Annotated in this window: 15 protein-coding genes; 7 read left to right on the top strand and 8 right to left on the bottom strand. The window is 58.6% G+C overall.

Features of this window, described 5'->3' with window-relative positions:
• Positions 1-10 precede the first annotated feature (10 nt).
• The 4 genes from sdhA to GH657_RS17485 form a co-directional block, all read right to left on the bottom strand.
• Complete coding sequence (gene sdhA / locus GH657_RS17470) at positions 11-1,786, bottom strand: succinate dehydrogenase flavoprotein subunit (RefSeq protein WP_153102276.1); 1,776 nt, start codon at positions 1,784-1,786, stop codon at positions 11-13.
• Positions 1,787-1,790: 4 nt separating this feature from the next.
• Positions 1,791-2,159 carry a succinate dehydrogenase, hydrophobic membrane anchor protein gene (sdhD, locus tag GH657_RS17475; RefSeq protein ID WP_153102277.1) on the bottom strand — a complete coding sequence of 123 codons (369 nt, stop codon included), beginning with the start codon at positions 2,157-2,159 and terminating at the stop codon, positions 1,791-1,793.
• 3 nt (positions 2,160-2,162) lie between these two features.
• Positions 2,163-2,576: a succinate dehydrogenase, cytochrome b556 subunit gene (gene sdhC / locus GH657_RS17480; RefSeq protein ID WP_153102278.1), complete on the bottom strand. Its 414-nt coding sequence runs from the start codon at positions 2,574-2,576 to the stop codon at positions 2,163-2,165.
• 191 nt (positions 2,577-2,767) lie between these two features.
• Positions 2,768-3,568 (bottom strand): GntR family transcriptional regulator, encoded by an 801-nt coding sequence (locus tag GH657_RS17485; RefSeq protein ID WP_153102279.1) that lies wholly within the window; start codon positions 3,566-3,568, stop codon positions 2,768-2,770.
• Between the two features lie 493 nt (positions 3,569-4,061).
• On the opposite strand from GH657_RS17485, the gene GH657_RS17490 reads away from it, so the two are divergent.
• The 7 genes from GH657_RS17490 (at position 4,062) to acnA (ending at position 13,380) form a co-directional block, all read left to right on the top strand.
• On the top strand, positions 4,062-5,045 hold the full coding sequence (locus GH657_RS17490; protein ID WP_153102280.1) for a malate dehydrogenase: 984 nt from the start codon (positions 4,062-4,064) through the stop codon (positions 5,043-5,045).
• Between the two features lie 265 nt (positions 5,046-5,310).
• The gene (locus tag GH657_RS17495) at positions 5,311-6,366 is read left to right on the top strand and encodes an HpcH/HpaI aldolase/citrate lyase family protein (protein WP_153102281.1); all 1,056 of its coding nucleotides are present in this window, start codon (positions 5,311-5,313) and stop codon (positions 6,364-6,366) included.
• Between the two features lie 5 nt (positions 6,367-6,371).
• Positions 6,372-7,286 (top strand): methylisocitrate lyase, encoded by a 915-nt coding sequence (prpB, locus tag GH657_RS17500; protein ID WP_153102449.1) that lies wholly within the window; start codon positions 6,372-6,374, stop codon positions 7,284-7,286.
• On the top strand, positions 7,283-8,497 hold the full coding sequence (prpC, locus tag GH657_RS17505; protein WP_153102282.1) for a bifunctional 2-methylcitrate synthase/citrate synthase: 1,215 nt from the start codon (positions 7,283-7,285) through the stop codon (positions 8,495-8,497). The genes prpB and prpC overlap by 4 nt, the downstream gene beginning before the upstream one ends.
• 103 nt (positions 8,498-8,600) lie before the next feature.
• Positions 8,601-9,119 carry a hypothetical protein gene (locus GH657_RS17510; protein ID WP_153102283.1) on the top strand — a complete coding sequence of 173 codons (519 nt, stop codon included), beginning with the start codon at positions 8,601-8,603 and terminating at the stop codon, positions 9,117-9,119.
• A 31-nt stretch (positions 9,120-9,150) separates the two neighbouring features.
• Positions 9,151-10,602 carry a bifunctional 2-methylcitrate dehydratase/aconitate hydratase gene (locus tag GH657_RS17515; protein WP_153102284.1) on the top strand — a complete coding sequence of 484 codons (1,452 nt, stop codon included), beginning with the start codon at positions 9,151-9,153 and terminating at the stop codon, positions 10,600-10,602.
• Between the two features lie 60 nt (positions 10,603-10,662).
• Positions 10,663-13,380: an aconitate hydratase AcnA gene (gene acnA / locus GH657_RS17520; RefSeq protein ID WP_153102285.1), complete on the top strand. Its 2,718-nt coding sequence runs from the start codon at positions 10,663-10,665 to the stop codon at positions 13,378-13,380.
• Between the two features lie 930 nt (positions 13,381-14,310).
• On the opposite strand, the gene GH657_RS17525 is transcribed toward acnA, so the two are convergent.
• From GH657_RS17525 to GH657_RS17540, 4 genes are all read right to left on the bottom strand, one after another.
• Entirely contained in the window at positions 14,311-15,126 is an 816-nt protein-coding gene (locus tag GH657_RS17525; protein ID WP_174770018.1) for a response regulator, read from the bottom strand.
• Positions 15,127-15,151: 25 nt separating this feature from the next.
• Positions 15,152-15,778 carry a response regulator transcription factor gene (locus GH657_RS17530; RefSeq protein ID WP_153102287.1) on the bottom strand — a complete coding sequence of 209 codons (627 nt, stop codon included), beginning with the start codon at positions 15,776-15,778 and terminating at the stop codon, positions 15,152-15,154.
• Positions 15,779-16,168: 390 nt separating this feature from the next.
• Entirely contained in the window at positions 16,169-17,305 is a 1,137-nt protein-coding gene (locus GH657_RS17535; RefSeq protein ID WP_153102288.1) for an OmpA family protein, read from the bottom strand.
• 96 nt (positions 17,306-17,401) lie between these two features.
• On the bottom strand, positions 17,402-24,751 hold the full coding sequence (locus GH657_RS17540; protein WP_153102289.1) for an ESPR-type extended signal peptide-containing protein: 7,350 nt from the start codon (positions 24,749-24,751) through the stop codon (positions 17,402-17,404).
• Positions 24,752-25,345 lie beyond the last annotated feature (594 nt).

A 25,345-nucleotide genomic window follows, 5' to 3' on the forward strand; every position in this document is an offset into this window, starting at 1 on the left:
GACGTGTGCCTTAGAAGGTCCGCTCTTTCGGCGGCACCGATTCGACGGTAAGCGGTTGCATGCGAACCGGCTTGTAATCGAGGCGATTGCCTTCACGGAACCACAATGTATGGCGCAGCCAGTTTTCGTCATCGCGGTGGTCATAATCGCTTTGCGCGTGCGCGCCGCGGCTTTCCTTGCGTGCTTCGGCGGAAACCATTGTGGCGTTGGCCACTTCGCACAGGTTCGCCACTTCGAGCGCTTCAACAAGGGCCGTATTGAAGACCTGCGATTTGTCTTTCAGATGAATGTTGTCCACTCGCGCGGTGATCTCACGGATCTTCTCCACGCCCTCGGACAGCAGCTTCGAAGTACGGAACACGCCTGCGTGCGCCTGCATCGACGCACGGATATCGTTCGCTATGTTTTGCGAGTACTCGCCCGAGGTCGACTGTTTCAGCCTGTCGAGACGCGCCAGCGCGAAATCGGCCGCGTCAGCCGGCAAAGGCTTGTGTTCCTTGATGTCCTGCACATGCTTGACGATGTGATTGCCCGCGGCGCGGCCAAACACGACGAGATCGAGCAGCGAATTCGTTCCAAGGCGGTTAGCCCCGTGAACCGATACGCACGAGCATTCGCCCACGGCATAAAAGCCGTTAATCGGATCGTCATGACCCTTCGGCGTACCCACCACCTGGCCATGCATATTGGTCGGAATACCGCCCATCTGATAGTGGATGGTAGGCACGACCGGGATCGGCTCTTTAATGCAATCGACGTTGGCGAACTTCAGCGCGATTTCGCGGATGGACGGCAGACGCTTCATGATGATGTCCGCGCCGATATGCGACAGATCGAGCAGCACGTGATCCTTTTTCGGACCTACGCCACGGCCTTCCTTGATTTCCTGGTCCATCGAGCGCGAAACGAAATCGCGCGGCGCCAGATCCTTCAGCGTGGGCGCATAGCGCTCCATAAAACGGTCGCCATTGGCATTGCGCAAAATGCCGCCTTCGCCGCGCACGCCTTCGGTAATCAGCACGCCCGCGCCGGCCACGCCGGTTGGGTGGAACTGCCAGAACTCCATGTCCTGCAGCGCCACGCCCGCGCGCGCCGCCATGCCCAAACCGTCGCCGGTATTGATGAACGCATTGGTCGACGCCGCGAAAATCCGCCCGGCGCCGCCCGTGGCGAACAGCGTGGTTTTGCCTTCGAGGATGTAGACGTCGCCCGTTTCCATTTCAAGCGCGGTCACACCGAGCACATCGCCGTCCGCATCGCGGATCAGGTCAAGCGCCATCCACTCAACGAAAAACTGGGTTTTTGCCGCCACATTTTGCTGGTACAGCGTGTGCAACAACGCATGGCCCGTGCGGTCAGCCGCGGCACAGGCGCGCTGCACGGCTTTTTCGCCGTAGTTGGCGGTATGGCCGCCAAACGGGCGCTGGTAAATCGTGCCATCGGCATTGCGGTCGAACGGCATGCCGAAATGCTCAAGCTCATACACCGCATGCGGCGCTTCACGGCACATGAATTCGATCGCGTCCTGATCGCCCAGCCAGTCGGAACCCTTGATCGTGTCGTAGAAGTGGTAGTGCCAGTTGTCTTCGCTCATGTTGCCGAGCGAGGCGCCAATGCCACCTTGCGCGGCGACGGTATGCGAGCGGGTGGGGAACACCTTGGACAGCACGCACACCGACAGGCCTGCGCGAGCCAGTTGCAGCGAAGCGCGCATGCCTGAGCCGCCCGCGCCAACGATCACCACGTCGAAACGGCGACGCGGCAGAGTATGTTTGATTGCAGCCATGCTTTTAAACTCTCCAGAGAATCTGCGCGGCGTAGCCCGCACAAGCGAGCAGCCAGACGATCGTCAGCGCCTGAAGGATCAGGCGCAAGCTCACGGGCTTCACGTAATCCATCCAGATATCGCGCACACCCACCCACGCGTGATAGAACAGCGCGAGCAGGGTGACGAACGTCGCCAGCTTCATCCACTCCAGCGCGAAGATCGACGCCCAGCCATCGTATGAAAACGCCTTGGCACAAAAGAACCACGCCAGCAGGATCACGGTGTAGATCGCCATGATGCAGGCGGTGACACGCTGCGCGAGCCAGTCGCGCAGGCCGTAATGGGCGCCGACGACGAGACGCTTCGGACCGATTCGGTTATTGGCTGCCATTTTTTAGAATGCTCCGAACAGTTTTGCGGCGAACGCGATCGTGAGAAGCGACGAGACGCTCAGAACGACGATGGAGCTTTGTTTGCCACCTTTTTTGCTCACGCCGAAGTGCATGTCCATCACCAGGTGACGGATTCCCGCGCAGAAGTGAAACAGGAAAGCCCACGCCAGAACGAGCGTGATGAGCTTGACCAGCGTATTGGAGAGAAGCGCCCGGAACATTTCGAAACTGATTTCGGATGTCAGGCTTTGATCGAAGAGATACAGCAGGAACGGCAGAAACACGAACAGCAACGCACCACTGATCCGGTGCAGGATCGACACGCGTACCGCGAGAGGCAGGCGGTATGCCGTCAAGATTTGACCGAGACCGATGTTCCGGTACTCCGGCCTCGGTTTTTTTACGGCTTCAGCCATACTAGACCCCTACAATGTAGTAACACTAATCCGCGATTTTAGCGCTTTTTTATATCGCGTTGCAGCGAAACGCGGCCCTGACCCTTTACAAAACACGCAACAATGCTGTTTTTATGCCGTTTTACGTTCATGCGGACTGTTTTATCCAATCTTGACCAACCTTGATTCAACCGCCTCCCGCCCGGATGCCATCAACTCAGGTCATTCTGGTAGTGGTAACCGGTGGTGACATACCAGCCACGCCTCACCTCGACAGGCCGGTCGCCATAAGTATACGAAACACGCTCAACGGACAGCAGCGGAAACCCCGGCGCCACCCGCAGATGCACGGCCACCGCCGGATCAGCGGCGACGGCGCGGATTTTTTCCGAGGCGCGAATCATGCGCGTACCGAATTCGGTTTCGAACATCGCATAGAGCGGGCCTTTATATTCGGCTAGCCGCTCTAGCGTCAGGCCGCGAAACACGCTACCGGGCAGCCAGATTTCATCGAGCACCGTGGTTTCGCCATCGAACTGCAACAAGCGCTTGATCAGCACGACTGGATCGGCAGGCTTCAGGTCCAGTTGCCGGGCGATTTCGGCGGGCGCGCGCAGGCGGCGGCATTCCAGCAGATGGCTGATGTGCGGATGCTCCGCGCCATCATCAGGCAGCAAGCGCAGGAAACGGAATTGCGCACGATCTTCGTTGTGTGTAGCAACGAACGTGCCCTTGCCCTGACGCCGCACCAGCAGGTTGTCGGCCGCAAGCTCGTCGATCGCCTTGCGCACCGTGCCCTGGCTCACCTTGTAACGCACGGCCAGTTCCACCTCACTGGGAATGATTTCACCAGGCTTCCACTCGCCTGACTCCAGGCTCTGGGTGATCAAGCCTTTGATCTGCTGGTACAGCGGACTAAACGTGGGTGAGGCAAGCGAGGCGTGTGACGCCGCGGGCATGGGCTCGCCCGTGGCGTCTGGGGTAGGCGTGATACCCGGTGGGTTCGAAGTCATCCGCGCATTTCATCATGAAGCACCATCTGGCGTCCAGAGTTTTCCCCGCCAAGACTTATGTCTTATATAAGACATAAGATAATGTTGACTTTGTCATCAACGACTCCTACACTCCTTGACGAGCAAGGGTCAGCAGTTGGATCGCCTGTTTTTTTCGGCCCTATTTTTCGCATGTTCACCGTATGTTTTATGGCATTGCGCCCGTCATGTTCCCCTACGGTTTTGTCAAGCACGCGCCAGACCCTCTCCTGTTTTGCTCCAGCCCCACATTGCAGCCCATGCCATGCATGGGTGCACAAGCAGCACGCCCACATTCGCCCCGCTCGCCCCGCTTATTTGTCCCGCTTACTTCATGGCAGTCTTGCCCGCCCCAGCTGGTTTGTCCGGGCGCCGCATGCGGCAGGTTCTGTCGTGTTTCATCAACGCTACGCGTAACGCGCATATAGAATGGCGTTTTTCCTAGCGTCCCACGTATCGTTTCGGAGATTTCTCAATGGCTAAGCCCGCAAAGCGCGTTGCCGTCACTGGCGCCGCAGGTCAAATCGGTTACTCGCTCCTGTTTCGTATCGCCAACGGCGACATGCTCGGCAAAGACCAGCCGGTCATCTTGCAGTTGCTCGACTTGCCGCAAGCGCAGGCCGCTGTCAAAGGCGTCGTGATGGAGCTTGAAGACTGCGCATTTCCGCTGCTCGCCGGCGTTGTTGTCACCGACGATCCCAAGGTTGCCTTCAAGGATGCCGACGTGGCCCTGCTGGTGGGCGCCCGTCCCCGCTCGAAAGGCATGGAGCGCAAAGATCTGCTGTCGGCCAACGCCGAAATTTTCACGGTTCAGGGCAAGGCGCTTAACGCCGTCGCCAGCCGTGACGTCAAGGTGCTGGTTGTCGGCAACCCGGCCAACACCAATGCCTACATCGCCATGAAGTCCGCGCCCGATCTACCCAAGAAAAACTTCACCGCGATGCTGCGCCTCGATCACAACCGCGCGCTGTCGCAACTGGCCGCCAAATCCGGCAAGCCGGTCGCGTCCATCGAAAAACTCGCGGTCTGGGGCAACCACTCGCCGACCATGTATCCCGACTTCCGCGTCGCCACCGTCGAAGGCCAATCGCTCACGCAGCTCATCAACGACGACGAATGGAACCGCAACACGTTCATCCCGACCGTCGGCAAACGCGGCGCCGCCATTATTGAAGCGCGCGGCCTGTCCTCAGCGGCCTCCGCCGCCAATGCGGCCATCGATCACGTTCATGACTGGGTGCTAGGCTCGAATGGCAAATGGGTCACGATGGGCATTCCGTCAGATGGCTCGTATGGCATTCCGGCTGATATCGTGTACGGCGTGCCGGTCACCTGCGAAAACGGCGAATACAAGCGCGTCGAAGGGCTGGAAATCGACGCTTTCTCGCGCGAGAAGATGGACCACACGCTGAACGAATTGCTTGAAGAGCGCGACGGCGTCCAGCATCTGCTGGGCTAACGGCTTGACGCCTGGCGGGCAAGCGGTTCTCCGGCTTTCCCGCCATGGTGTTTACCAGACGGCCAGGCGGTCGGGCACGGCAGCAAATAAGCCGTGCCCCATATAGCCCTCGCACACCTTGTTGCCACTGATCCGAATGCGTTTTGCCCCACGACCGGTTTTATGCGGGTTTCCGCGCTGATCCAGCCGCTCCATGCCATCGGGCTCAAGCGACGCCAAACCCATTCGAATCAGATTTCTCCACTCCCCATCCCTGACGCCGAAGATGCGCGCTCTCACACCCGCCGAAGTGCTGTTTGACGGCGAAGCGCCGCCCGCTCTCCTGCCTGCCTGCGATCACTACGCCGGCAGCGAGAAGCTGATGCTGAAATCGCTCGCGTTGCAGCAGCAGCTCGGCGCGGCCTTCGACGTCACGCTCGATTGCGAAGATGGCGCGCAGGCGGGCCATGAAGCCCGGCATGCCGAACTGGTCGCGTCATTGCTAGACGGCGGGTCCGGCGCAGAAGATCACGGCAACCACGCAAGCGCCAACGCCCGCGCCAGGGGCCGCATCGGCGTGCGCATTCACGATTTCGCCCACCCGCACTGGCGCGACGATGTGCGCCTCATCTTGCGCGCGGCCAGGCGCCCTCCGGCATACATCACGCTGCCCAAGATCGCCAGCGTGCCCGATGCGGCTGAAATGTGCGCCTTCATCGAAGGCACGCGGCGCGAACTGGGTATCGCGCGCCCCATCCCCGTGCAGTTGCTGATCGAAACGCATGGCGCGCTGGCGCAGGTATTCGAGCTTGCGGCGCTGCCTGGTGTCGAAGCCCTGAGCTTCGGCCTGATGGATTTCGTCTCGGCGCATCACGGCGCGATTCCCGCTAGCGCGATGCGCTCGCCGGGCCAGTTCGAGCATCCGCTGGTAGCGCGTGCCAAGCTCAACCTCGCCGCCGCCTGTCACGCCCATGGCAAAACCCCGTCGCACAACGTCACCACCGAAGTGCGCGACATGGACGTCGTGGCCCGCGATGCCGAGCACGCCCGTGACGCCTTCGGCTATACGCGGATGTGGAGCATCCATCCTGCGCAAGTGCCCATCATCGTTGCCGCCTTCGCGCCGCGCGACACGGAAATCACCCTCGCCGCCGACATCCTGCTGGCCGCGCAAGCTGCCCAGTGGGGCCCGATACGCCACGGCGACATCCTGCACGACCGCGCCAGCTATCGCTATTACTGGTCGGTGCTGCGCCGCGCACAAGCCGCAGGCCGCCCCCTGCCAGACGCAACCACGCCGTTCTTCACCACGGTCAACCTGAGCGAGCCATCGACATCATGAGCACGATGAAGCCGTCTTCCGCCGGCGCAGCGTTTCGCGCCGCCGTCGCTGCCGAGACCCCGTTGCAGGTCGTCGGCACCATCAACGCCAACCACGCCCTGCTGGCGCAGCGCGCCGGCTTCAAGGCCCTCTATGTATCGGGCGGCGGCGTCGCCGCGGGCTCGCTCGGCTTGCCGGACCTCGGCATTTCGACGCTGGACGATGTGCTCACCGATGTGCGCCGTATCACCGATGTCTGCGATCTGCCGCTGCTCGTCGATGTCGATACAGGCTTTGGGCCTTCGGCGTTCAATATCGCGCGCACCGTCAAGGCACTGATCAAAGCCGGCGCGGGCGCGATGCATATCGAAGACCAGATCGGCGCCAAACGTTGCGGCCACCGGCCAGGCAAAGCGATCGTCTCGCCAGGGGAAATGGTCGACCGTATCAAGGCCGCCGTCGATGCACGCACCGACCCTGATTTCGTCATCATGGCGCGCACCGATGCGCTCGCGGTCGAAGGCCTGCAAGCCGCGATCGAGCGCGCCGTAGCCTGTGTCGAAGCGGGTGCGGACATGGTGTTTCCTGAAGCCATGACCGAGCTCGGGATGTACCGCCAGTTCGCCCAGGCGGTCCGTGCGCCGGTGCTGGCCAATATCACCGAATTCGGCTCGACGCCGCTCTTTACCGTCGATGAATTGCGCAGCGCGGAGGTCTCGCTGGTGCTCTATCCGCTCTCGGCGTTTCGCGCGATGAACCGCGCCGCCGAAAACGTCTATCACGCGATCCGCCGCGATGGCACGCAGCAGGCGGTCGTGGCGACGATGCAAACGCGCGCCGAACTATATGACAGCATTGGCTATCACGCCTACGAGCAAAAGCTCGATGCGCTGTACAACCCAAAAACGTCCGTGGCAACGACAGGAGATGAACGCAAATGAGTGATTCAAAGGGTTCGAAGGGTTCAGCACAAACCGTAGCAGGCTCGGAGAACACGAGCGGCACCAGCGATAGCGGCGGCTTCAAGCCGAAGAAATCGGTCGCGCTCTCGGGCGTGACGGCAGGCAATACCGCGCTTTGCACTGTCGGCAGAACCGGCAACGATCTGCACTATCGCGGCTATGACATTCTCGATATCGCCGGCGCCTGCGAATTCGAAGAAATCGCTTATTTGCTGATTCACGAAAAACTGCCCACGGCAGCGGAGCTGCATGCCTATAAAGCGCGGCTCAAAGCCTGGCGCGGCTTGCCCGCCAATCTGAAAGCCGCGCTCGAATGGCTTCCCGCCTCCGCTCACCCCATGGACGTGATGCGCACGGGTGTCTCCGTGCTCGGCACCGTGCTGCCCGAAAAAGACGATCACAACCTGTCCGGCGCGCGTGATATCGCAGACCGGCTGATCGCCTCGCTCGGCTCGATGCTGCTGTACTGGTATCACTATTCGCACAATGGCCGGCGCATCGAGGTCGAAACCGACGACGATTCAACCGGCGGCCACTTCCTGCATCTGCTGCATGGCACAGCGCCCAGCGCGTCCTGGGTCAAGGCGATGCATACCTCGCTCAACCTGTACGCCGAACACGAATTCAACGCGTCCACTTTTACGGGCCGTGTCATCGCCGGCACGGGCGCCGACATGTATTCGGCCATCACCGGCGCCATCGGCGCACTGCGTGGCCCCAAGCATGGCGGTGCCAACGAAGTCGCCTTCGAGATCCAGTCGCGCTACACCACGCCCGATGAGGCCGAAGCCGATATCCGCCAGCGTGTGCAGAACAAGGAAGTCGTGATCGGTTTCGGCCATCCGGTGTATACGATTGCCGATCCGCGCAACAAGGTCATCAAGGAAGTGGCCCGCACGCTCTCACAAGAAGCCGGTAACCCGAAACTCTTCGACATCGCCGAACGCCTCGAACAGGTGATGTGGGACGCCAAAAAAATGTTTCCCAATCTCGACTGGTTCAGCGCGGTGTCCTATCACCAGATGGGCGTGCCGACCGCCATGTTCACGCCGCTCTTCGTGATCGCGCGGACAGCAGGCTGGAGCGCCCATGTCATCGAACAGCGCATCGATAACAAGATCATTCGTCCAGCCGCGCATTACACGGGCCCGGAAAATTTAAAGTTCGTGCCATTAAATAAGCGAAAATAGCGCCCGCCGCCTGCCTCGAGCAAGCGGCCCGCTTATTTTTCATGGCTGTCTGGCACGCCACTTCCGTCTCTCAACGATTGAACGATTAACGAAAGGTCTTTTCATGAAAAAACTGCTAGTTGCCGCCTTGGCGGGGACGCTGTCCGCCACGATGCTCATCGCCATGCCCGGCGCCTTCGCCCAGGGCACAACCCATGCGCCGGCTAAAGCCACGGCGAAAAAAGCCACGCCCAAGGCACCAGCGCCCAGAAAACGGCTCATCAAGCGCAAGGTCGATCCCGCCAAGGCCGCGATAGTCGATCCGGTGCTGGAAGGCTCGGAAAAATGGTCCTGCAAGGAAGGGCTGGCCTTCGAGCTCAAAGGCGACATGAAACGCGACCAGATCGTCACGGTCCACTGGGGCAACAAGAACTATCATCTGCCACGCCAGAGCACGACCACCGGCGCCGACCGGTTCCACGATCTGGCGAGCGGCATGGACCTCGTCGTGATCCCAACCAAGGCGATGCTGTTCTCGGATAAAGACAGCGCCCGTCTCGCCGACGAATGCCAGACACTCGCCATGCGGCAAGGCGCACCGGCACCGACGCAATCGAACGCGATCGATAAAAACAGCAACTGATTTCATCGTTTTTCTTTTTCAGGAAGCCTCGATGTCCGCACCTATCTCCAATGTCCGGCCTGAACCTGACTCCGTCCTGGCCGATATCGTCGATTACGTCCTGCATTATTCAGTAGACAGCACGCTCGCACTCGAAACCGCGCGCAACTGTCTGATCGATACGCTTGGCTGCGGACTCGAGGCCCTCACCTATCCGGCCTGCACCAAGCTGCTTGGGCCGATCGTGCCGGGCACGATCGTGCCGCACGGCGCGAAGGTGCCCGGCACGTCGTTTCAGCTTGACCCTGTGCAGGCGGCCTTCAACATTGGCGCGATGATCCGCTGGCTGGATTTCAACGATACCTGGCTGGCCGCTGAATGGGGCCACCCGTCGGACAATCTCGGCGGCATTCTCGCCACCGCCGACTGGCTGTCGCGCACGGCCGTCGCGGCAGGCAAAGCGCCGCTGACCATGAAGGACGTGCTGGTCGGCATGGTCAAGGCGCACGAAATTCAAGGCTGCATCGCGCTTGAAAACTCCTTCAACAAGGTTGGGCTGGATCACGTGCTGCTGGTCAAGCTGGCCTCCACGGCCGTGGTCGGCCAGATGCTGGGCCTCACGCGCGACGAGCTGATCAATGCGGTGTCGCTGGCCTTTGTCGACGGTCATGCGCTGCGCACCTACCGCCACGCGCCCAACACCGGTTCGCGCAAATCCTGGGCCGCGGGCGACGCGACCTCGCGCGCGGTGCGTCTCGCGCTCATCGCCAAAACCGGCGAGATGGGTTATCCATCGGTGCTGAGCGCCAAAACCTGGGGCTTCTACGATGTGCTGTTCAAGGGCAAGCCGTTCGCGTTTCAACGCCCGTATGGCACTTATGTGATGGAAAACGTGCTGTTCAAGATTTCGTTTCCTGCTGAATTCCATTCGCAAACCGCCGTCGAAGCGGCCATGACGCTGCATCAGGCACTGCAGGCGGCAGGCAAATCGGTGGCGGACATCCGCAAGATCACGATCCGCACGCACGAAGCCGCCATTCGTATCATCGATAAAAAAGGCCCGCTGAATAACCCGGCGGACCGCGATCATTGCATCCAGTACATGGTTGCCGTGCCGCTGATTCACGGCCGTTTAACCGCTGCCGATTACGAAGAGGCCATCGCGCAAGACCCGCGTATCGACGCGCTGCGCGAGAAGATCGAATGCGTCGAAGACCCGCAGTTCACACGCGACTATCACGACCCCGAAAAACGTTCGATCGCCAATGCGCTGACGGTCGAATTCAATGATGGCACCACGTTCGACGAAGTCGTGGTCGAATACCCCATCGGCCACAAGCGCCGCCGCAGCGACGGTATCCCGTTACTGGTCGAGAAGTTCCGCACCAATCTCGCGCGCCGTTTTCCGTCGAAGCAGCAACAGGCAATCCTCGCCGTCTCGCTGGATCAGGCCCGGCTCGAAGCCATGCCGGTTCACGAATATGTCGATCTATACGTGATCTAGCGTAAAAACTTAAAGCAACGTCATCTCCACGACTCAGCGTTCAAGAAAAGGGAAAACCTCATGGCCCACAATCTCCACAAAACACTCAAGGAATTCGATAGCGGCTCTGGCGCCGGCAAGTTCTATTCGCTGCCACAGCTTGGCCGGGCGCTGAACATCCAGATCGAGCGTCTGCCGGTGTCGATTCGCATCGTGCTCGAATCGGTGCTGCGCAATTACGATGGCAAAAAGATCACTGAAGAGCACATCACACAGTTGGCCAACTGGAAACCGAACGCCGCACGCGTGGATGAAATCCCATTTGTCGTGTCGCGTGTCGTGCTGCAAGATTTCACCGGTGTACCGCTCCTCGCCGATATCGCCGCGATGCGTGGCGTGGCTCAGCGCGCGGGCAAAAACCCGAAATCGATCGAGCCGCTCGTGCCGGTCGATCTGGTGGTTGATCACTCGGTGCAAATCGACTATTTCCGCCGCAAGGACGCGCTCGATCTGAACATGAAGCTGGAATTCCAGCGCAATAACGAGCGCTATCAGTTCATGAAGTGGGGCATGCAGGCGTTCGACACCTTCAAGGTCGTGCCGCCGGGCGTGGGCATCGTGCACCAGGTGAACCTCGAATATCTGGCGCGCGGCGTGCATCGGAAAACCGACGGCAACGATACCGTGTACTACCCGGATACGCTGGTCGGTACCGATAGCCATACGACGATGATCAACGGCATTGGCGTGGTGGGCTGGGGTGTGGGCGGGATCGAAGCCGAAGCAGGCATGCTGGGCCAGCCGGTGTATTTCCTCACGCCGGACGTGGTGGGGGTTGAACTGAAGGGCCGCTTGCGCGAAGGCGTGACCGCCACCGATCTGGTGCTGACCGTGACCGAGCTGCTGCGCAAGGAAAAGGTGGTGGGCAAGTTCGTCGAGTTCTTCGGCGAGGGGACGAAATCGCTGTCGCTGCCGGACCGCGCGACCATCGGCAACATGGCGCCGGAATACGGTGCGACGATGGGCTTTTTCCCGGTCGACGAAAAAACCATCGATTACTTCAAAGGCACAGGCCGTACCGACGCGGAGATCGCCGCCTTCGAGCGCTATTTCAAGGCACAAAAACTGTTTGGCATTCCCAAGGCAGGCGACATCGATTACACGAACATCGTCACGCTCGACCTCGGTTCGGTCACGCCATCGCTGGCGGGTCCGAAGCGGCCTCAGGACCGGATCGAAATCGGCCACGTCAAAGCCACTTTCAGCGAACTGTTTTCGAAGCCCGTGGGCGAAAACGGCTTTGCTAAAAAAGCCGCCGATCTCGATGCGCAATACACCACGTCCGATGGCGTTAACGTAAAAAATGGCGACGTGCTGATCGCCGCCATCACTTCCTGCACCAACACCTCGAACCCGAGCGTGCTGCTCGCGGCGGGGCTGCTGGCAAAGAAGGCTGTCGAAGCGGGCCTGAGCGTCGCGCCACACATCAAAACCTCGCTCGCACCGGGCTCGCGCATCGTCACCGAATATCTGACCAAGACGGGCTTGTTGCCGTATCTGGACAAGCTGGGCTTCACGCTCGCGGCGTATGGCTGCACCACCTGTATCGGTAACGCGGGCGACCTCACCCCCGAGCTGAACGAGGCCATCGTCAAGAACGATATCGTCGCGGCGGCCGTGCTGTCGGGTAACCGCAATTTCGAAGCGCGGATTCACCCGAACATCCGCGCCAACTTCCTCGCTTCGCCGCCGCTGGTGGTGGCTTATGCCATCGCGGGCAATATCACGCGCGACCTGATGACCGAGCCCGTCGGCAAGGGCAAGGGCGGCCGGGACATTTTCCTTGGCGATATCTGGCCGACCAGCGACGAAGTCAACGCGCTGCTCAAGTTCGCCCTGGATGCCGACGCGTTCCGCAAGAACTACGCGCACCTGACGAAAAAAGGCGACCTGTGGAGCAAGATCGAAGGCGAGGAAGGTCAGGTCTACGACTGGCCCAAATCGACCTACATCGCCGAGCCCCCCTTCTTTGGCAAAAACTTTTCGATGCAACCGGCTGACAGCATCGCCGCGGTGACCGGCGCGCGGGCGCTGGGCATCTTTGGCGATTCCGTGACCACCGATCACATCAGCCCGGCTGGCTCGATCAAGGAAGACTCGCCGGCCGGCAAATGGCTCAAGGCCAATGGCGTGCAAAAAGCCGATTTCAACAGCTACGGCTCGCGGCGCGGCAACCACGACGTCATGATGCGCGGAACCTTCGCCAACGTGCGGATCAAGAATCTGATGATCCCGCTCAAGGCAGACGGCTCACGGGTGGAAGGCGGGCTGACGCTACACCAGCCAGACGGCGAACAACTGTCCATTTACGACGCCGCGATGAAATACGTCGCAGCCGGCACGCCGACCATCGTCTTCGCGGGCGAAGAATACGGCACGGGCTCGTCGCGTGACTGGGCGGCCAAAGGCACGCAGTTGCTGGGTGTGAAGGCGGTGGTGGCACGCAGCTTCGAGCGGATTCACCGCTCCAACCTGGTGGGCATGGGTGTGTTGCCGTTGCAGTTCAAGGGATCGGATAGCGTGCAGTCGCTGAACATCACCGGCGAGGAAACCTACGATATCGAAGGCCTCGGCAATGATTTCAAGCCACAGCAGGAAGTGACGCTGGTGATTCATCGCAAGGATGGCAAGACCCAGCGCGTCCAGGTCTTGCTGCGTATCGACACGCCAATCGAAGTCGATTACTACAAGCACGGCGGCATCTTGCCGTTTGTGTTGCGCTCGCTGCTCGCCGCTTAAGCGTGATGGTTGCCTCCACGCAGCTAGTCTGAATGAGCTGGCTGCGTGTTTAAACCCAGCTACGGGCGCCATGCCGTTCACGTTCAGCTAAACGGCTGGACGGCACGGCGCCCGTAGCTGGATTTTTTTTGCCCGTTTTTTGGCCTGGCCAGTATGTGCAGTATGTCCTTACACCGCTTCAGGGACGTCCAAAGGTATCCGGGCTCTCTGTCACCCTGCGCTGTTGCCTATACGTGCCCCAAAGGCCGTCGTTTGCAGCGGGAGGCGGGAGGGGTATCGTCCGCCTGGCTGTCTGTCTTTGCCGCTGTTTCTGCTCCTGAGCCATCCATTCACGCCATTCTGCTTCGCGGTTCAGACGTTCACGCGTCGACGCATCCGGCGTTATCGCCGGGGGAATCACTTCATGGCGTGTTACGTTGCCCACCGTTTGCGTTTGGCGTGTCACCTGCGGCGCGTTTCGTGAGTTTGCGGCCGGCTTCTTCAATGTCTGCTGCTGCGTCTGCGTCTGCCTCTGTCCAGCAGGCGTTATCGCAGTCAAAGAGGGCGTCTTGTGTACCGTGGATGGCGCTAGCAGCGGCGTAAGTGACGCAGGTGGCGCAGGTGACATAGGCGGCGACACAGGCGGTATCGCCGCCTGCGATGCCACCAGCACAGGTGCCGGGCCTGGCGCGCTTTTTTTCGCGTGATCCGCCACGTCCAGCTTGATCAGCCAGGCGAGTATCAACAGGCCGGCCACTCCGATGAGCCCAGCCACCACATGGTTGGCGCGGGACGCCTGCTGACGTGCGATGGGCCTACGAAGATATGCCTCGGCTTCTTCCATGGCGATATCGAGGCGGCTCGTATCTTCCGGCTTTCGCGGAGGTGCCTGATACCGGATGCGAGCGCGAGGTACTGTACCAGCCCGTGGGGGAGATAAACGTTGCCCGTTCATTGCCATCGTGTTCCATACGAGGCGCTCACCATGGTCAATTGCACGATCAACGTTTGTACCAGTCCGGCCAGGCGATCCAGTTCAAGGGCTTCCGGCATACGCGGCATGACGCTAGCGCGTTGCAGGTCAGCCATCAGAAGACGCCCCCCTACCAGCCCCACCGAGCCACTTAGCCGATGGAGCGATGAATGCACGCCCGACAAATCCAGACGCTGACGCGATTCGTTCAGTCGCACCAGATCCTCGCTGACATCGCGCTGCCAGTCTCGCAACAGCAATGCCATGTCCACACCGCGTTGCACTAGCGCCTGAAGATATCCAATGTCGAATAAATCATGAGCCGGGGCTGGCTGCGATGCCAGCACAGCGGTACGGGTTGTCTGAAGCGAAGCCACGGGCAACTCACCGGGCAAGAGGTTTTTCAGGCACGCGCCGAGTGTTCCCAGATCGACCGGCTTCACCAGCACCATATCGACGGGTGAGCCGCTTGCGGGATAACCTCGCTCAATTCCTACGTCAGCCGTCAGCAAGACGATCGGCACCCGGATCTGGGATTCGTGCGAAAACGCACGGACACGCTCGGCCAGCTCAATACCGCTAATGCCGGGCATGCGTAAATCAGTGATTAAAAGATCGAAGTGGTTTTGCTGCAATGCTTCCAGAGCCTTGCTGGCGGACTCGGCCAGCATCGCGGTAAACCCAAGCGCGCTGAGCTGGCGCGCCAGCACTTTACGATTGACCGCATTGTCGTCAACCACAAGAATGCGCCGCATCCCATCATTCGATGACGCTACATGAGTCTGGCTCGCCATGTTCTTGTTCATTTTCGTGGTGAATTTAATCGATGAGTTTGTGCAGCACCGCGTATTCGATCATCCCGGCCAGCGATTCCAGGCCAAGTTTTTCCTGGATCCGGGTTTTATAGGTACTGACCGTCTTTTCACTCAGAAAAAGTCGTACCGCGATATCACGGTTATTCACACCACGCGCGAGATACTGTAAAACTTCCACTTCGCGTGGCGATAAAGCCTCCAGGCGTGCGACCTTACCAGGCTGATTAACTGGAGCGGCCGGAAAACAGTCGTAACCAAACAGCACGGTCTTGATCGCCGTCACGAGTTCGCCGATCTCCCGGCCTTTTCCTACATAACCATTGGCCCCCGCAAGATGCGTATGGCTAGCCATAATCTGCTCCGACTTGGCAGACAAAATCAGAATGCGAATCTTGTGATTGACCAGGCGAATCCGGCGAATCATTGAAAGCCCATCAAGACTGGGTAATTCGAGATCCAGAATGATGAGATCCGGATTGTCTGCGAGGACCATTTTTAGCGCCTCTTCGCCATCACTGTATTCGCCAATTAATTCCAGTTCGGGGTCTTCTCTCACCACGGCAGCGACCGCGCCGCGAATCAGCGGATGATCATCGACAATGATGATTTTTTTCGTGTTTTGCTCCGTCATCGCGGCGCACTCACACGAGACAAGTCAAAGCCAAAACATGACAACTCACGCAAGGGCCATAAAACTTTAGTAATCAACTGCATTTCATTCCCTTCTATCCATAAAATATATTTATCAGAATATTTTTCTTGATTCTGTTTTAATCATATGGAATAGATATTAATTCTTATAAAAACAAGATTGCATTAATCCAGTCCGCCATTATCAGAACGTTAAATCACGGCATCAGAACAGGTGCTGTCAGACCCAGCCTGACAGCACCTACTGCATTACGCGAACAACCCAGACAGGTTAGTCACGTTGTGCCAGAAAGCAGATGCCCGGTTAAAGACGCGCCCCTAAAGACGCGACCCAGGGATACGAACCCCAACCGGCACCTGATTTCTGAACTTACTGCTGCGGCATTGTCGTGAGATCTTGATCATCAAGTTGTGCTGGCACAAGTGGAGCCGCAGGTATTACCGACCCTGTCGACTCTGCCGGCACAACCGGACTATCGTGACGTGAGAAGTTCAACTCCACACGCCGGTTCGGCTCCAGACATTCAATCAATGCATGCTGGTTCTTGTTGTTACACTGCACAACAGGATTCGCCTTACCCATACCGCGCGCGGTCATCGGTACAGTCACACCACCCGCATGCAGATACCGTTTGACCGTCTCCGCACGTTTCGACGACAACCGGTGGTTATAGCTGTCGCTACCCAACCGGTCCGTATAGCCTTCGATACGAATACCCGTCACGTCATTCGCTTGCTTGAGGCCCTGTACAACCTGATCAAGCTGCGCCCGGCCATCTGGCAAGATGCCCGCCAAATCGCCCCGGTCAAACCTGAAGGTTGCATCGGCACGCAACGTGACCTTCTCGGGAAGAACCGGCGGCGGCGGTGGTGGCGTACATGCCGAAAGCGAAGCACCAATGCCCGGCATACCTTGTTCGACCGAATTCGTAATCTGCAGACTGGACTTGAAATCCTTCGTCCACGCTTCATGCCCGGCACGAATCATCTCAACTTCCGCGCAGGCGGTTAAGCGTTGTGCATCGTTACATGCAGGAAAATCAGGCGAGGATTTCGTCTCTAGCAGTTGCTTCCAGAGATCAGGACGCACAGCCGATGAAGTTCTGAGTTCAGGGTTATCAGCCGTTAACCCCTTGCCTGTTTCGAGCGCTGTCGTCAGCTTGTTCGCTTCGTACACCGCTTCTTCGATAAAACCCCACTGATCTCGATGCGAACGTTCATCCTGAGCCGCCTTGAGCCAGCACTGCGCCTTGTAACCGAAATAGTTGTCCTTACGCGGGCCCAATGCCGCCAGACGTTTTTGCACGTCTTCTTCAACCGGCGAGCTTCTGACATTACGGTACATATCCAGCCATTCGGCCGAAGGTGCGCCTGCATGACTATCTTGCGGCGCACCCAAACCTGTATGCAAAATTGTCGGATCCTGGATCTGCAGTGCATCACGGGCGGTAGTACTACACCCGCTAATCATCGCGGCTAGCGCAATGAAAATTAATGAATACTTCATGTCATGTTTTCCATGAAAGAGGGTCGCACGGAAGCTTCCCGTGCGACCCAGTCAGCTATCGTCTCAACCTTTCAACAAAGCCTGACGGCTGTTTGTTTAGATGCCGAGAACAATGCCGATACCGGCACGGACGATAGTGCTGTTACCGCCCGAACTGGAAACGCCAAGGTTGTAGTTGATCGTACCCTTGTCGTTCCAGCGTGACACGCCAAGACCCACCGCCTGCTGGCCACGATAGTTCGAAACACCTGCATTCAGCGTAGTGCGTCCTGGCAAGTACGGTGTAACGACATTGAGTGCCGATGCAGCCGCAATACCCTTGGCCGCGTTGCGGTCAATGTCATGCATGGACTGGTACACACCGCTCACTGCCCGGCTCATCTGACCCACGTTGACCGCATCGGTCGGCGCAGAACCTGCCGCCACGTTGGTGATCTGACGCTCGGCACCCTTCGCGCCTACCGATACCGAGTTATCCCGGTCAGCGACCGAACCCGAGCCCAGCGCAACTGAGTTCGCTCCGGTTGCCGAAGAGTCAGCACCCAGTGACATCGACTTGTCAGCAGAAGCATTGCTCCGCGCACCCAATGCGATCGACGACAGACCCGCTGCGCTCGCGCCGTTACCGATTGCGATCGCATCCGTACCATCGGCTGTCGGTGTAACAAGACCCGCACCGCCATTGATGGTGATGTAGTTATTGGTACCGCCCGTGCCACCCGTCGTCGCCAGGTTATTCACCCGGCTTTGAAGGTCGGAGAACTGGCCGTAGGTCACGGCATCGTTCTTGTCCTTACCATCAGCGACATTCGACAACCTGACCGGACCGGCCGCACCCACACCGCCGAGTGTCAACGAACCCTTGGTCGAGTCGTCATACACGACAGAATTGGCACCGCCACCGTTCGCGCTGACATACGACTGCATCTGGGCGAAGTTGACAGCATCCGTGCCATCAACACCCGCGGCTACATTCTTCAACTGGGTGGGCGCGCCACCGGCATTGAAGGTTGCCGTAGTCTTCGACGCATTGTCATAGCTCACGAACGCATTGGTGACCTTGCCGGCCGTGTCGACCGTGAGACCCGCGGCCTTCAGTTGGCTCAAGTTCACAGCGTCCTTGTCCGCCACGCCATCTGCAACGTTGGACAACGTCACGGGTTTAGCGCCATTCGTGCCGCCAAGTGTCAGCTTGTCGTGCAACGACGTGTCGTACACCACCCCTTCCGTCGAACCCGTGCCGACCTTGGAATTCATCGCACTCAGCGCTGTACCGACGTCGGTATATGACTTGCCATCAAGGACGTAGCCCGGTGCCGACAGCTTGCCATCCGCACCCACCTTCGCGCCACCGCCCATTGCGGCTGCCACGCTGGTAGCCGTATCGAACAACTGCCCGCCGGTAATGGCATCCTTGCTTCCGGTCGCAATACTGCCAGCAGCGAGATTCGTCAAGGCAACCGGTACCGTCGAACCCACACCGCCCAACGTCAGCTTGTCATGCGTGCTCGTGTCATAGTTGACGCCATTGGCAGATCCACCCGTCTTGGACGCAGCCGTGATCGCCGAGCCAATATCCGCGTAGGTCTTGCCGTCAACCGCGTAAGCCGGCTTGGAAACCGTGCCATCGACACCCACGCCTGAGCCGCCGCCCAATGCATCGGCTACGCTTTTAGCCGTGCCATACAACTGCTCACCGTTGATTGCATCCATACTCGTAGCCGACACCACACCGTCTTGCACGTTGGTGATACGCGTGCCGCCGATTCCACCACCCAGGGTAATCTTGCCCTTGGACGTATCGTCATACGAAACAAATGAATTCGTGATCTTGCCCGTCGTATCGACCGCCAAACCAGCCGCTTTCAACTGGCCCAGGTTCACCGCGTCATTCGTCGCCTTGCCGTCAGCCACGTTTGACAGCGTGACCGGAGTCGTCGAGCCTGCACCGCCCAGCGTCAGCTTGTCATGTTTTGTCGTGTCATACACCACGCCATCAGACGAACCCGTAGAAGCCTGCGATGCCACTGCAGTCAATGCAGATCCGACGTCCGTGTAGGTTTTGCCACCGACCGTGTAGTTCGGTGCAACCACGACGCCCTTGTCATCAATCTTGGCACCGCCACCGAGTGTCGTAGCCAGTGCGCTGCTGAGCTGGCCAACGTTGACTGCGTCGTTTGTTGCGGTACCTGCAGCCACGTTGACAATCTGGCGACGTGTCACTAGATCGCCAACCGAAACCGTGTTCGCCCGGTCTGCGACTGCGTTTGCGCCCAGTGCTACCGAATTCGTCCCAGTTTTCGCCGTGGTGGCCATCTTGCCGATTGCGATAGAGGTACCAGCATTGGTTGTCGCCTGGCCACCCAAGGCCAGCGAATCAACCGCGCTGGCATTAGCGAAAGAACCAATAGCCACCGCATTCTCTGCCGAGGCACTGGTTGACGCGTTGTAACCCACCGCCGTGTTGTTGAGAGACGATGTCGTAGCGCCGGAACCCACAGCCGTGCTGTTGTCCAGATTTGTCACAGCGCCAGTACCGACAGCCATCGATGACGAGCCTTTCGCCGAAGCGCGTGGTCCAATTGCCATCGAATTCTTGGCAGCGGCAGCAACACTCGTCGCACCACCATCAACCAGCGTGCTCACGGCAATGTAGTCAGTGACAACCGGAGTGGCTGCCAGCGAACGACTGACTGGGCCGCTGGACTTGGTCAGATCATTGCGCAGCGCTGTCAGTTGACCGACGGTCGCCGCGTCATGAGCGTTTGTACCGTCTGCAATGTTGACAATCCGGCGTTCATCGCCCCGGGCACCCACAGAGAACACATTCGCCTCTTCAGCCAGAGCGTTCTTGCCGATCGCAACCGAACTATCCATCAGCGCACGCGCACCGGCACCAATTGCCACCGAGCTATCGCCCTTCGCGTTCGCCAGACCACCCACCGCGACCGAATCACTACCGGTGGCTGTCGCCTCGTTTGCGCTCGATACCACCTTGATGTACTTCATCGCGTTGGTATTGACGCCATCAATCTTGGTCACGGTCGAGCCAATCGCGTCAAGTGCCTTGCCAATATCGGCGTAGGTCTTGCCGTCAATCGTGTAAGCCGGTTTGGAAACCGTGCCATCCACACTCACGGACGAGCCGCCGCCCAATGCATCGGCTACGCTTTTAGCCGTGCCATACAACTGCTCACCGTTGATTGCATCCATACTCGTAGCCGACACCACACCGTCTTGCACGTTGGTGATACGCGTGCCGCCGATTCCACCACCCAGGGTAATCTTGCCCTTGGACGTGTCGTCATACGAAACAAATGAATTCGTGATCTTGCCCGATGTATCGACCGACAAACCAGCCGCTTTCAACTGGCCCAGGTTCACCGCGTCATTCGTCGCCTTACCGTCAGCCACGTTTGACAGCGTGACCGGGGTCGTCGAGCTTGCACCGCCCAACGTCAGCTTGTCATGTTTCGACGTGTCATAGATCACGCCATCGACCGAACCACCACTTGCTTTAGCACTGACCGCATCAATGGCCTTGCCAATATCGGCGTAGGTCTTGCCGTCAATCGTGTAAGCCGGCTTGGAAACCCCGCCATCGATACCCACGGACGAGCCGCCGCCCAATGCATCGGCTACGCTTTTAGCCGTGCCATACAACTGCCCACCGGTGATGGCATCTGAGCTCGTAACCGACACCACACCGTCTTGCACGTTGGTGAGACGCGTGCCGCCGTCTCCACCACCCAGAGTAATCTTTCCCTTGGACGTGTCGTCATACGAAACAAATGAATTCGTGATCTTGCCCGATGTATCGACCGACAAACCAGCCGCTTTCAACTGACCCAGGTTCACCGCGTCATTCGTCGCCTTGCCGTCAGCCACGTTTGACAGCGTGACCGGAGTCGTCGAGCCTGCACCGCCCAATGTCAGCTGGTCTTTCTTCGAGCTGTCATACGCCACGCCATTCTCGAAACTACCGGATTTAGCGGCTGCACCGATCGCTGAAGCGACGTCCGTATAGGTCTTATCGCCCACCGTGTACTTCGGTGCGGTGACCTTGCCGTCCGTGCCGCTAATCGTTGCGCCACCGCCCAATGCCGAGACCAGGCCGTTCAACTGCGACAGGTTCACTGCATCGGCATCCTTGGTACCCGCGGCAAGATTAACGATCTGACGCTGCGAAGCTGCGTTACCCACCGAAACCGTATTCGCACGGTCTGCAAGGGAACCCTGACCAATCGCAACGGCATTGGCAACATTGACACGTGCCCCGCCACCCAGCGCGAGGCCACCCGCACCCGCGGTGACAGCAATAACCGAGCCATTACCAATAGCGATTGAATCTTTGGTATTTGCCGTCGCATTGCTACCGACAGCGAGCGAAGACGAACCCACGGCATTGGCGAGGTAACCAAGGGCAACCGCGCCATCAGAGCCCGCACCCGTCGATGCACCGTTACCAACCGCGGTACTGTTGACAGAAGATGTATTGGCGCCTGTACCAACAGCCGTGCCACCGCTCATTCCAACCGAGGTATTGGAACCCACGGCGATTCCCGAAGAAGCGCTTACCTGTGCTTTCGGACCGATAGCCATCGAATCTGAACTTTCCGGGCTGACGTAGGTTGCACCACCCGTTACCGTGCCACTCACCTTGATGTAATCAGTGACAGGCGCAGTGTCAGTGGCTGCCAGCGAACGACTGACTGGGCCGCTGGACTTGGTCAGATCATTGCGCAGCGCTGTCAGTTGACCGACGGTCGCCGCGTCATGAGCGTTTGTACCGTCTGCAATGTTGACAATCCGGCGTTCATCGCCCCGGGCACCCACAGAGAACACATTCGCCTCTTCAGCCAGAGCGTTCTTGCCGATCGCAACCGAACTGTCCACCATCGCACGCGCGCCAGAACCAATTGCCACCGAGTTATCGCCCTTCGCGCTCGCCAGACCACCCACCGCGACTGAATCACTACCAGTGGCTGTCGCCTCGCTTGCGCTCGATACCACCTTGATGTACTTCATCGCGTTGGTATTGACATTGTCAATCTTGGTCACAGTCGAGCCAATCGCGTCGAGTGCCTTGCCAATATCGCCGTAGGTCTTGCCGCTAATCGTGTAAGACGGCGTGGCAAGCGTGCCATCTGCGTTCACGCTCGAGCCACCGCCCAGCGCATCGGCTACACTTTTAGCCGTGCCATACAGCTGCCCACCGGTGATGGCATCTGAACTCGTAGCCGACACCCTGCCGTCTTGCACGTTGGTGAGACGCGTGCGGAGAACTCCACCACCCAGGGTGATGAGGTTCTTTGATGTGTCGTCATACGAAACAAATGAATTCGTGATCTTTCCCGACGTATCGATCGACAAACCAGCCGCTTTCAACTGGCCCAGGTTCACCGCGTCATTCAGCGCCGTGCCGTCAGCCACGTTTGACAGCGCGACCGGAGTCGTCGAACCTGCACCGCCCAGCGTCAGCTTGTCATGTTTCGACGTGTCATAGATCACGCCATTGGACGAACCACTCGTTGCTTTAGTATTGACCGCGTCGAGTGCCTTGCCAATATCGCCATAGGTCGTGCCATCAATCGTGTACGCCGGCTTGGAAACCATGCCATCGATACCCACGGACGAGCCACCGCCCAATGCATCGGCTACGCTTCTAGCCGTGCCATACAGCTGCCCACCGGTGATGGCATCCGAACTCGTAACCGACACCATACCGTCTTGCAAGTTGGTGAGACGCGTGCCGCCTGTGCCCGTGGTGCTACCCAGCGTCACCTTGTCATGGCTTGTCGTATCGTATTTCACGACGTTCGCAACGGCCGCGCTACCGCTGCCGTTGGCCGCTGCGACGAGCGCGTCGCCAACGTTGGAGTAGGTCTTGTCACCGATAACATATGACGGTGCGATGATTGTGCCGTCTTTCTTAACCATATCCATAGCGGCACCGCCGCCTAATGCTGTGACCACGCCATTAGTCGAAGTCATCATAGCGTCGGCTATTTTTTGCTCACGGGCCCGGGTATCGAGATCCAGCTTGCCTACCTGGGCACCATTCACAGCATCGGAACTGGTGGCCGCAAGCGAGCCATCCTTGACGTTGGTCAGGGCAACGGGGCCTTTAGCCGTTGTCGCACCACCCAGCGTGATCCGGTCAAAATTCGTCGAGTCGTACAGCACGACGTTCGTTTGTCCACCGTTGATCGCCAACTGGATAGATTTGTTCACCTGTCCAACGTTGGCCGCGTCGGTATCGGCTGTACCGGCAAGAACGTTGGTAATCTGGCGTTCAGCGCCCACACTACCTACCGAGATGGTGTTTTTGCGGTTGGCGTTCGAATTCGAGCCCAAGGCTACGCTGTCAGCCGCGCCGGCAACTGCATTACCGCCAATCGCAACCGAATTCGTAGCTGCGGCAGAGGCATCGGGCAAATCCGAGAGCGCCTGGAAGTACTTGAGTGGGCTAGGAGACGGAGTGGGAGGAGGAGGTGGCGGCGGAACATCCTTGCCCGTTGCCGCTTTAATTGCCGCCTGCAATTGACTCAGGTTAACCGCGTCGGTACCCGCCGTACCCTCCTTGAGGTTGGTAATCTGACGCTCCGAACCGGCCTTGCCTACCGAAATGGAATCGGATCTCGTAGCAATCGAACCCGTTCCCAACGCAACCGAATCGCTTGCTGTAGCGATGGACCCCATACCCAGCGCCACCGAATTTTTTCCAGTCGCCCCGGCCGTATAACCCAAAGCCACGCTACTGCCACCTGATGCTGTTGCCAGCGCGCCCATGGCAACTGCGCTATCACCGGTCGCCAGAGAATCAAAACCCAACGCTGCCGCATAAGCTGTGGATGCCGTTGAGGAAAGGCCAATAGCAACCGTACGATTACTGGCCGCCTTGGCGAATCCGCCAAGCGCAACTGCACCCGTGTGGCCCACATCACCTGCCTGGGCATGGTCACCAATAGCGATCCCTGCAACCCCGCCTTCTGTCGTCACAGTGGCATTGGGACCAATGGCGATCCCGGTTATGCCGTTTACCGTCGGAAGATCGGACTTGTCGCCCTTCCCCTTCACAACGACATAAGGACTCTCGTAATAGTTGTTGGTGGTCGTTGACGAACCACCACCGCCACCACCGCCGCAGAAAAAGAAAAACCAGCATAAAAAGAAGTTGTTTTGCGCGTTCGGCCCGCCAGAGGCGTTCGGCGCTGCCGCCGGGGCTCCAGAGGGAGCCGGGCCGCCCGATGCCGCTCCGCCGCCAGGCGCCGTCGCGGCATACGCTGCGTGTGAGGCACTCAGCAACACAGCCGATGCGAGCGCTGCCGACAACACACTGCGGCTACCTGTACTGGATTTTTTGCCTCTACTCTTGGTCGTCTCTGCAGTGGCGATATAAGTGCCCGCCGCCGCATTCCAGACTGATTTATATACCTTGTTCATCCTTCTATAACCCTATAAAAAACGGGCAAACCCAGTTTGCTCCCGATTTCTGAAACACAGCCGTGCCAGACAGCTGCAGCCGGAAAACCTAGCAATCGCGCAGATAGCCCAATTCAAGTTTTTCACGTGTCGCCAATCTACGCGGCCGGCCGGCACTCAAAAATCAGACAAAGAGATTTGTTTGTAGGAAATTTCTGATTAAACAAAAATCCCCTCATTTAAAAAAATCGAGATAGGTTTTATTCAATCAATTCAATTACTTAATAATCAGGCAATATCTTGAAATAATATGTTGTGCTGCGACAACAATAAAAATTCATGCGACACGGGTATTTTAAGATTGAATTTTGGTAACGTGAAAGCCAATACAGTAAAGGCTTTGATACCTTCTCATTAACATTTAAACGACACTTCTGGCTTCATGTTTAGGAAATGTGCGTCTTAACATCAGGAAATTTCCTAGGCTGTAGGAACATGGGTATTTCTATACTTCGCCCAGACGTAAAAAGCTCCGCCGTGGCGAGCAAACCGTCTGTCTGTTTTTTTAATTCATTCGGTACCTCACTTTCACAGCAATAAACCTGCACTTACACC

This window comes from Paraburkholderia hayleyella (assembly GCF_009455685.1).
GTDB classification, from domain to species: Bacteria; Pseudomonadota; Gammaproteobacteria; order Burkholderiales; family Burkholderiaceae; genus Paraburkholderia; species Paraburkholderia hayleyella.

What these genes read in the sequence shown, in the direction of transcription:
- GH657_RS17535 (WP_153102288.1), bottom strand. Translation starts at nt 17,305, where the DNA reads ATGAAGTATTCATTAATTTTCATTGCGCTAGCCGCGATGATTAGCGGG.
- GH657_RS17525 (WP_174770018.1), bottom strand. Translation starts at nt 15,126, where the DNA reads ATGGCGAGCCAGACTCATGTAGCGTCATCGAATGATGGGATGCGGCGC.
- GH657_RS17495 (WP_153102281.1), top strand. Translation starts at nt 5,311, where the DNA reads ATGCGCGCTCTCACACCCGCCGAAGTGCTGTTTGACGGCGAAGCGCCG.
- sdhA (WP_153102276.1), bottom strand. Translation starts at nt 1,786, where the DNA reads ATGGCTGCAATCAAACATACTCTGCCGCGTCGCCGTTTCGACGTGGTG.
- GH657_RS17540 (WP_153102289.1), bottom strand. Translation starts at nt 24,751, where the DNA reads ATGAACAAGGTATATAAATCAGTCTGGAATGCGGCGGCGGGCACTTAT.
- GH657_RS17490 (WP_153102280.1), top strand. Translation starts at nt 4,062, where the DNA reads ATGGCTAAGCCCGCAAAGCGCGTTGCCGTCACTGGCGCCGCAGGTCAA.
- acnA (WP_153102285.1), top strand. Translation starts at nt 10,663, where the DNA reads ATGGCCCACAATCTCCACAAAACACTCAAGGAATTCGATAGCGGCTCT.
- GH657_RS17530 (WP_153102287.1), bottom strand. Translation starts at nt 15,778, where the DNA reads ATGACGGAGCAAAACACGAAAAAAATCATCATTGTCGATGATCATCCG.
- GH657_RS17515 (WP_153102284.1), top strand. Translation starts at nt 9,151, where the DNA reads ATGTCCGCACCTATCTCCAATGTCCGGCCTGAACCTGACTCCGTCCTG.
- prpB (WP_153102449.1), top strand. Translation starts at nt 6,372, where the DNA reads ATGAAGCCGTCTTCCGCCGGCGCAGCGTTTCGCGCCGCCGTCGCTGCC.
- sdhD (WP_153102277.1), bottom strand. Translation starts at nt 2,159, where the DNA reads ATGGCAGCCAATAACCGAATCGGTCCGAAGCGTCTCGTCGTCGGCGCC.
- GH657_RS17510 (WP_153102283.1), top strand. Translation starts at nt 8,601, where the DNA reads ATGAAAAAACTGCTAGTTGCCGCCTTGGCGGGGACGCTGTCCGCCACG.
- prpC (WP_153102282.1), top strand. Translation starts at nt 7,283, where the DNA reads ATGAGTGATTCAAAGGGTTCGAAGGGTTCAGCACAAACCGTAGCAGGC.
- GH657_RS17485 (WP_153102279.1), bottom strand. Translation starts at nt 3,568, where the DNA reads ATGACTTCGAACCCACCGGGTATCACGCCTACCCCAGACGCCACGGGC.
- sdhC (WP_153102278.1), bottom strand. Translation starts at nt 2,576, where the DNA reads ATGGCTGAAGCCGTAAAAAAACCGAGGCCGGAGTACCGGAACATCGGT.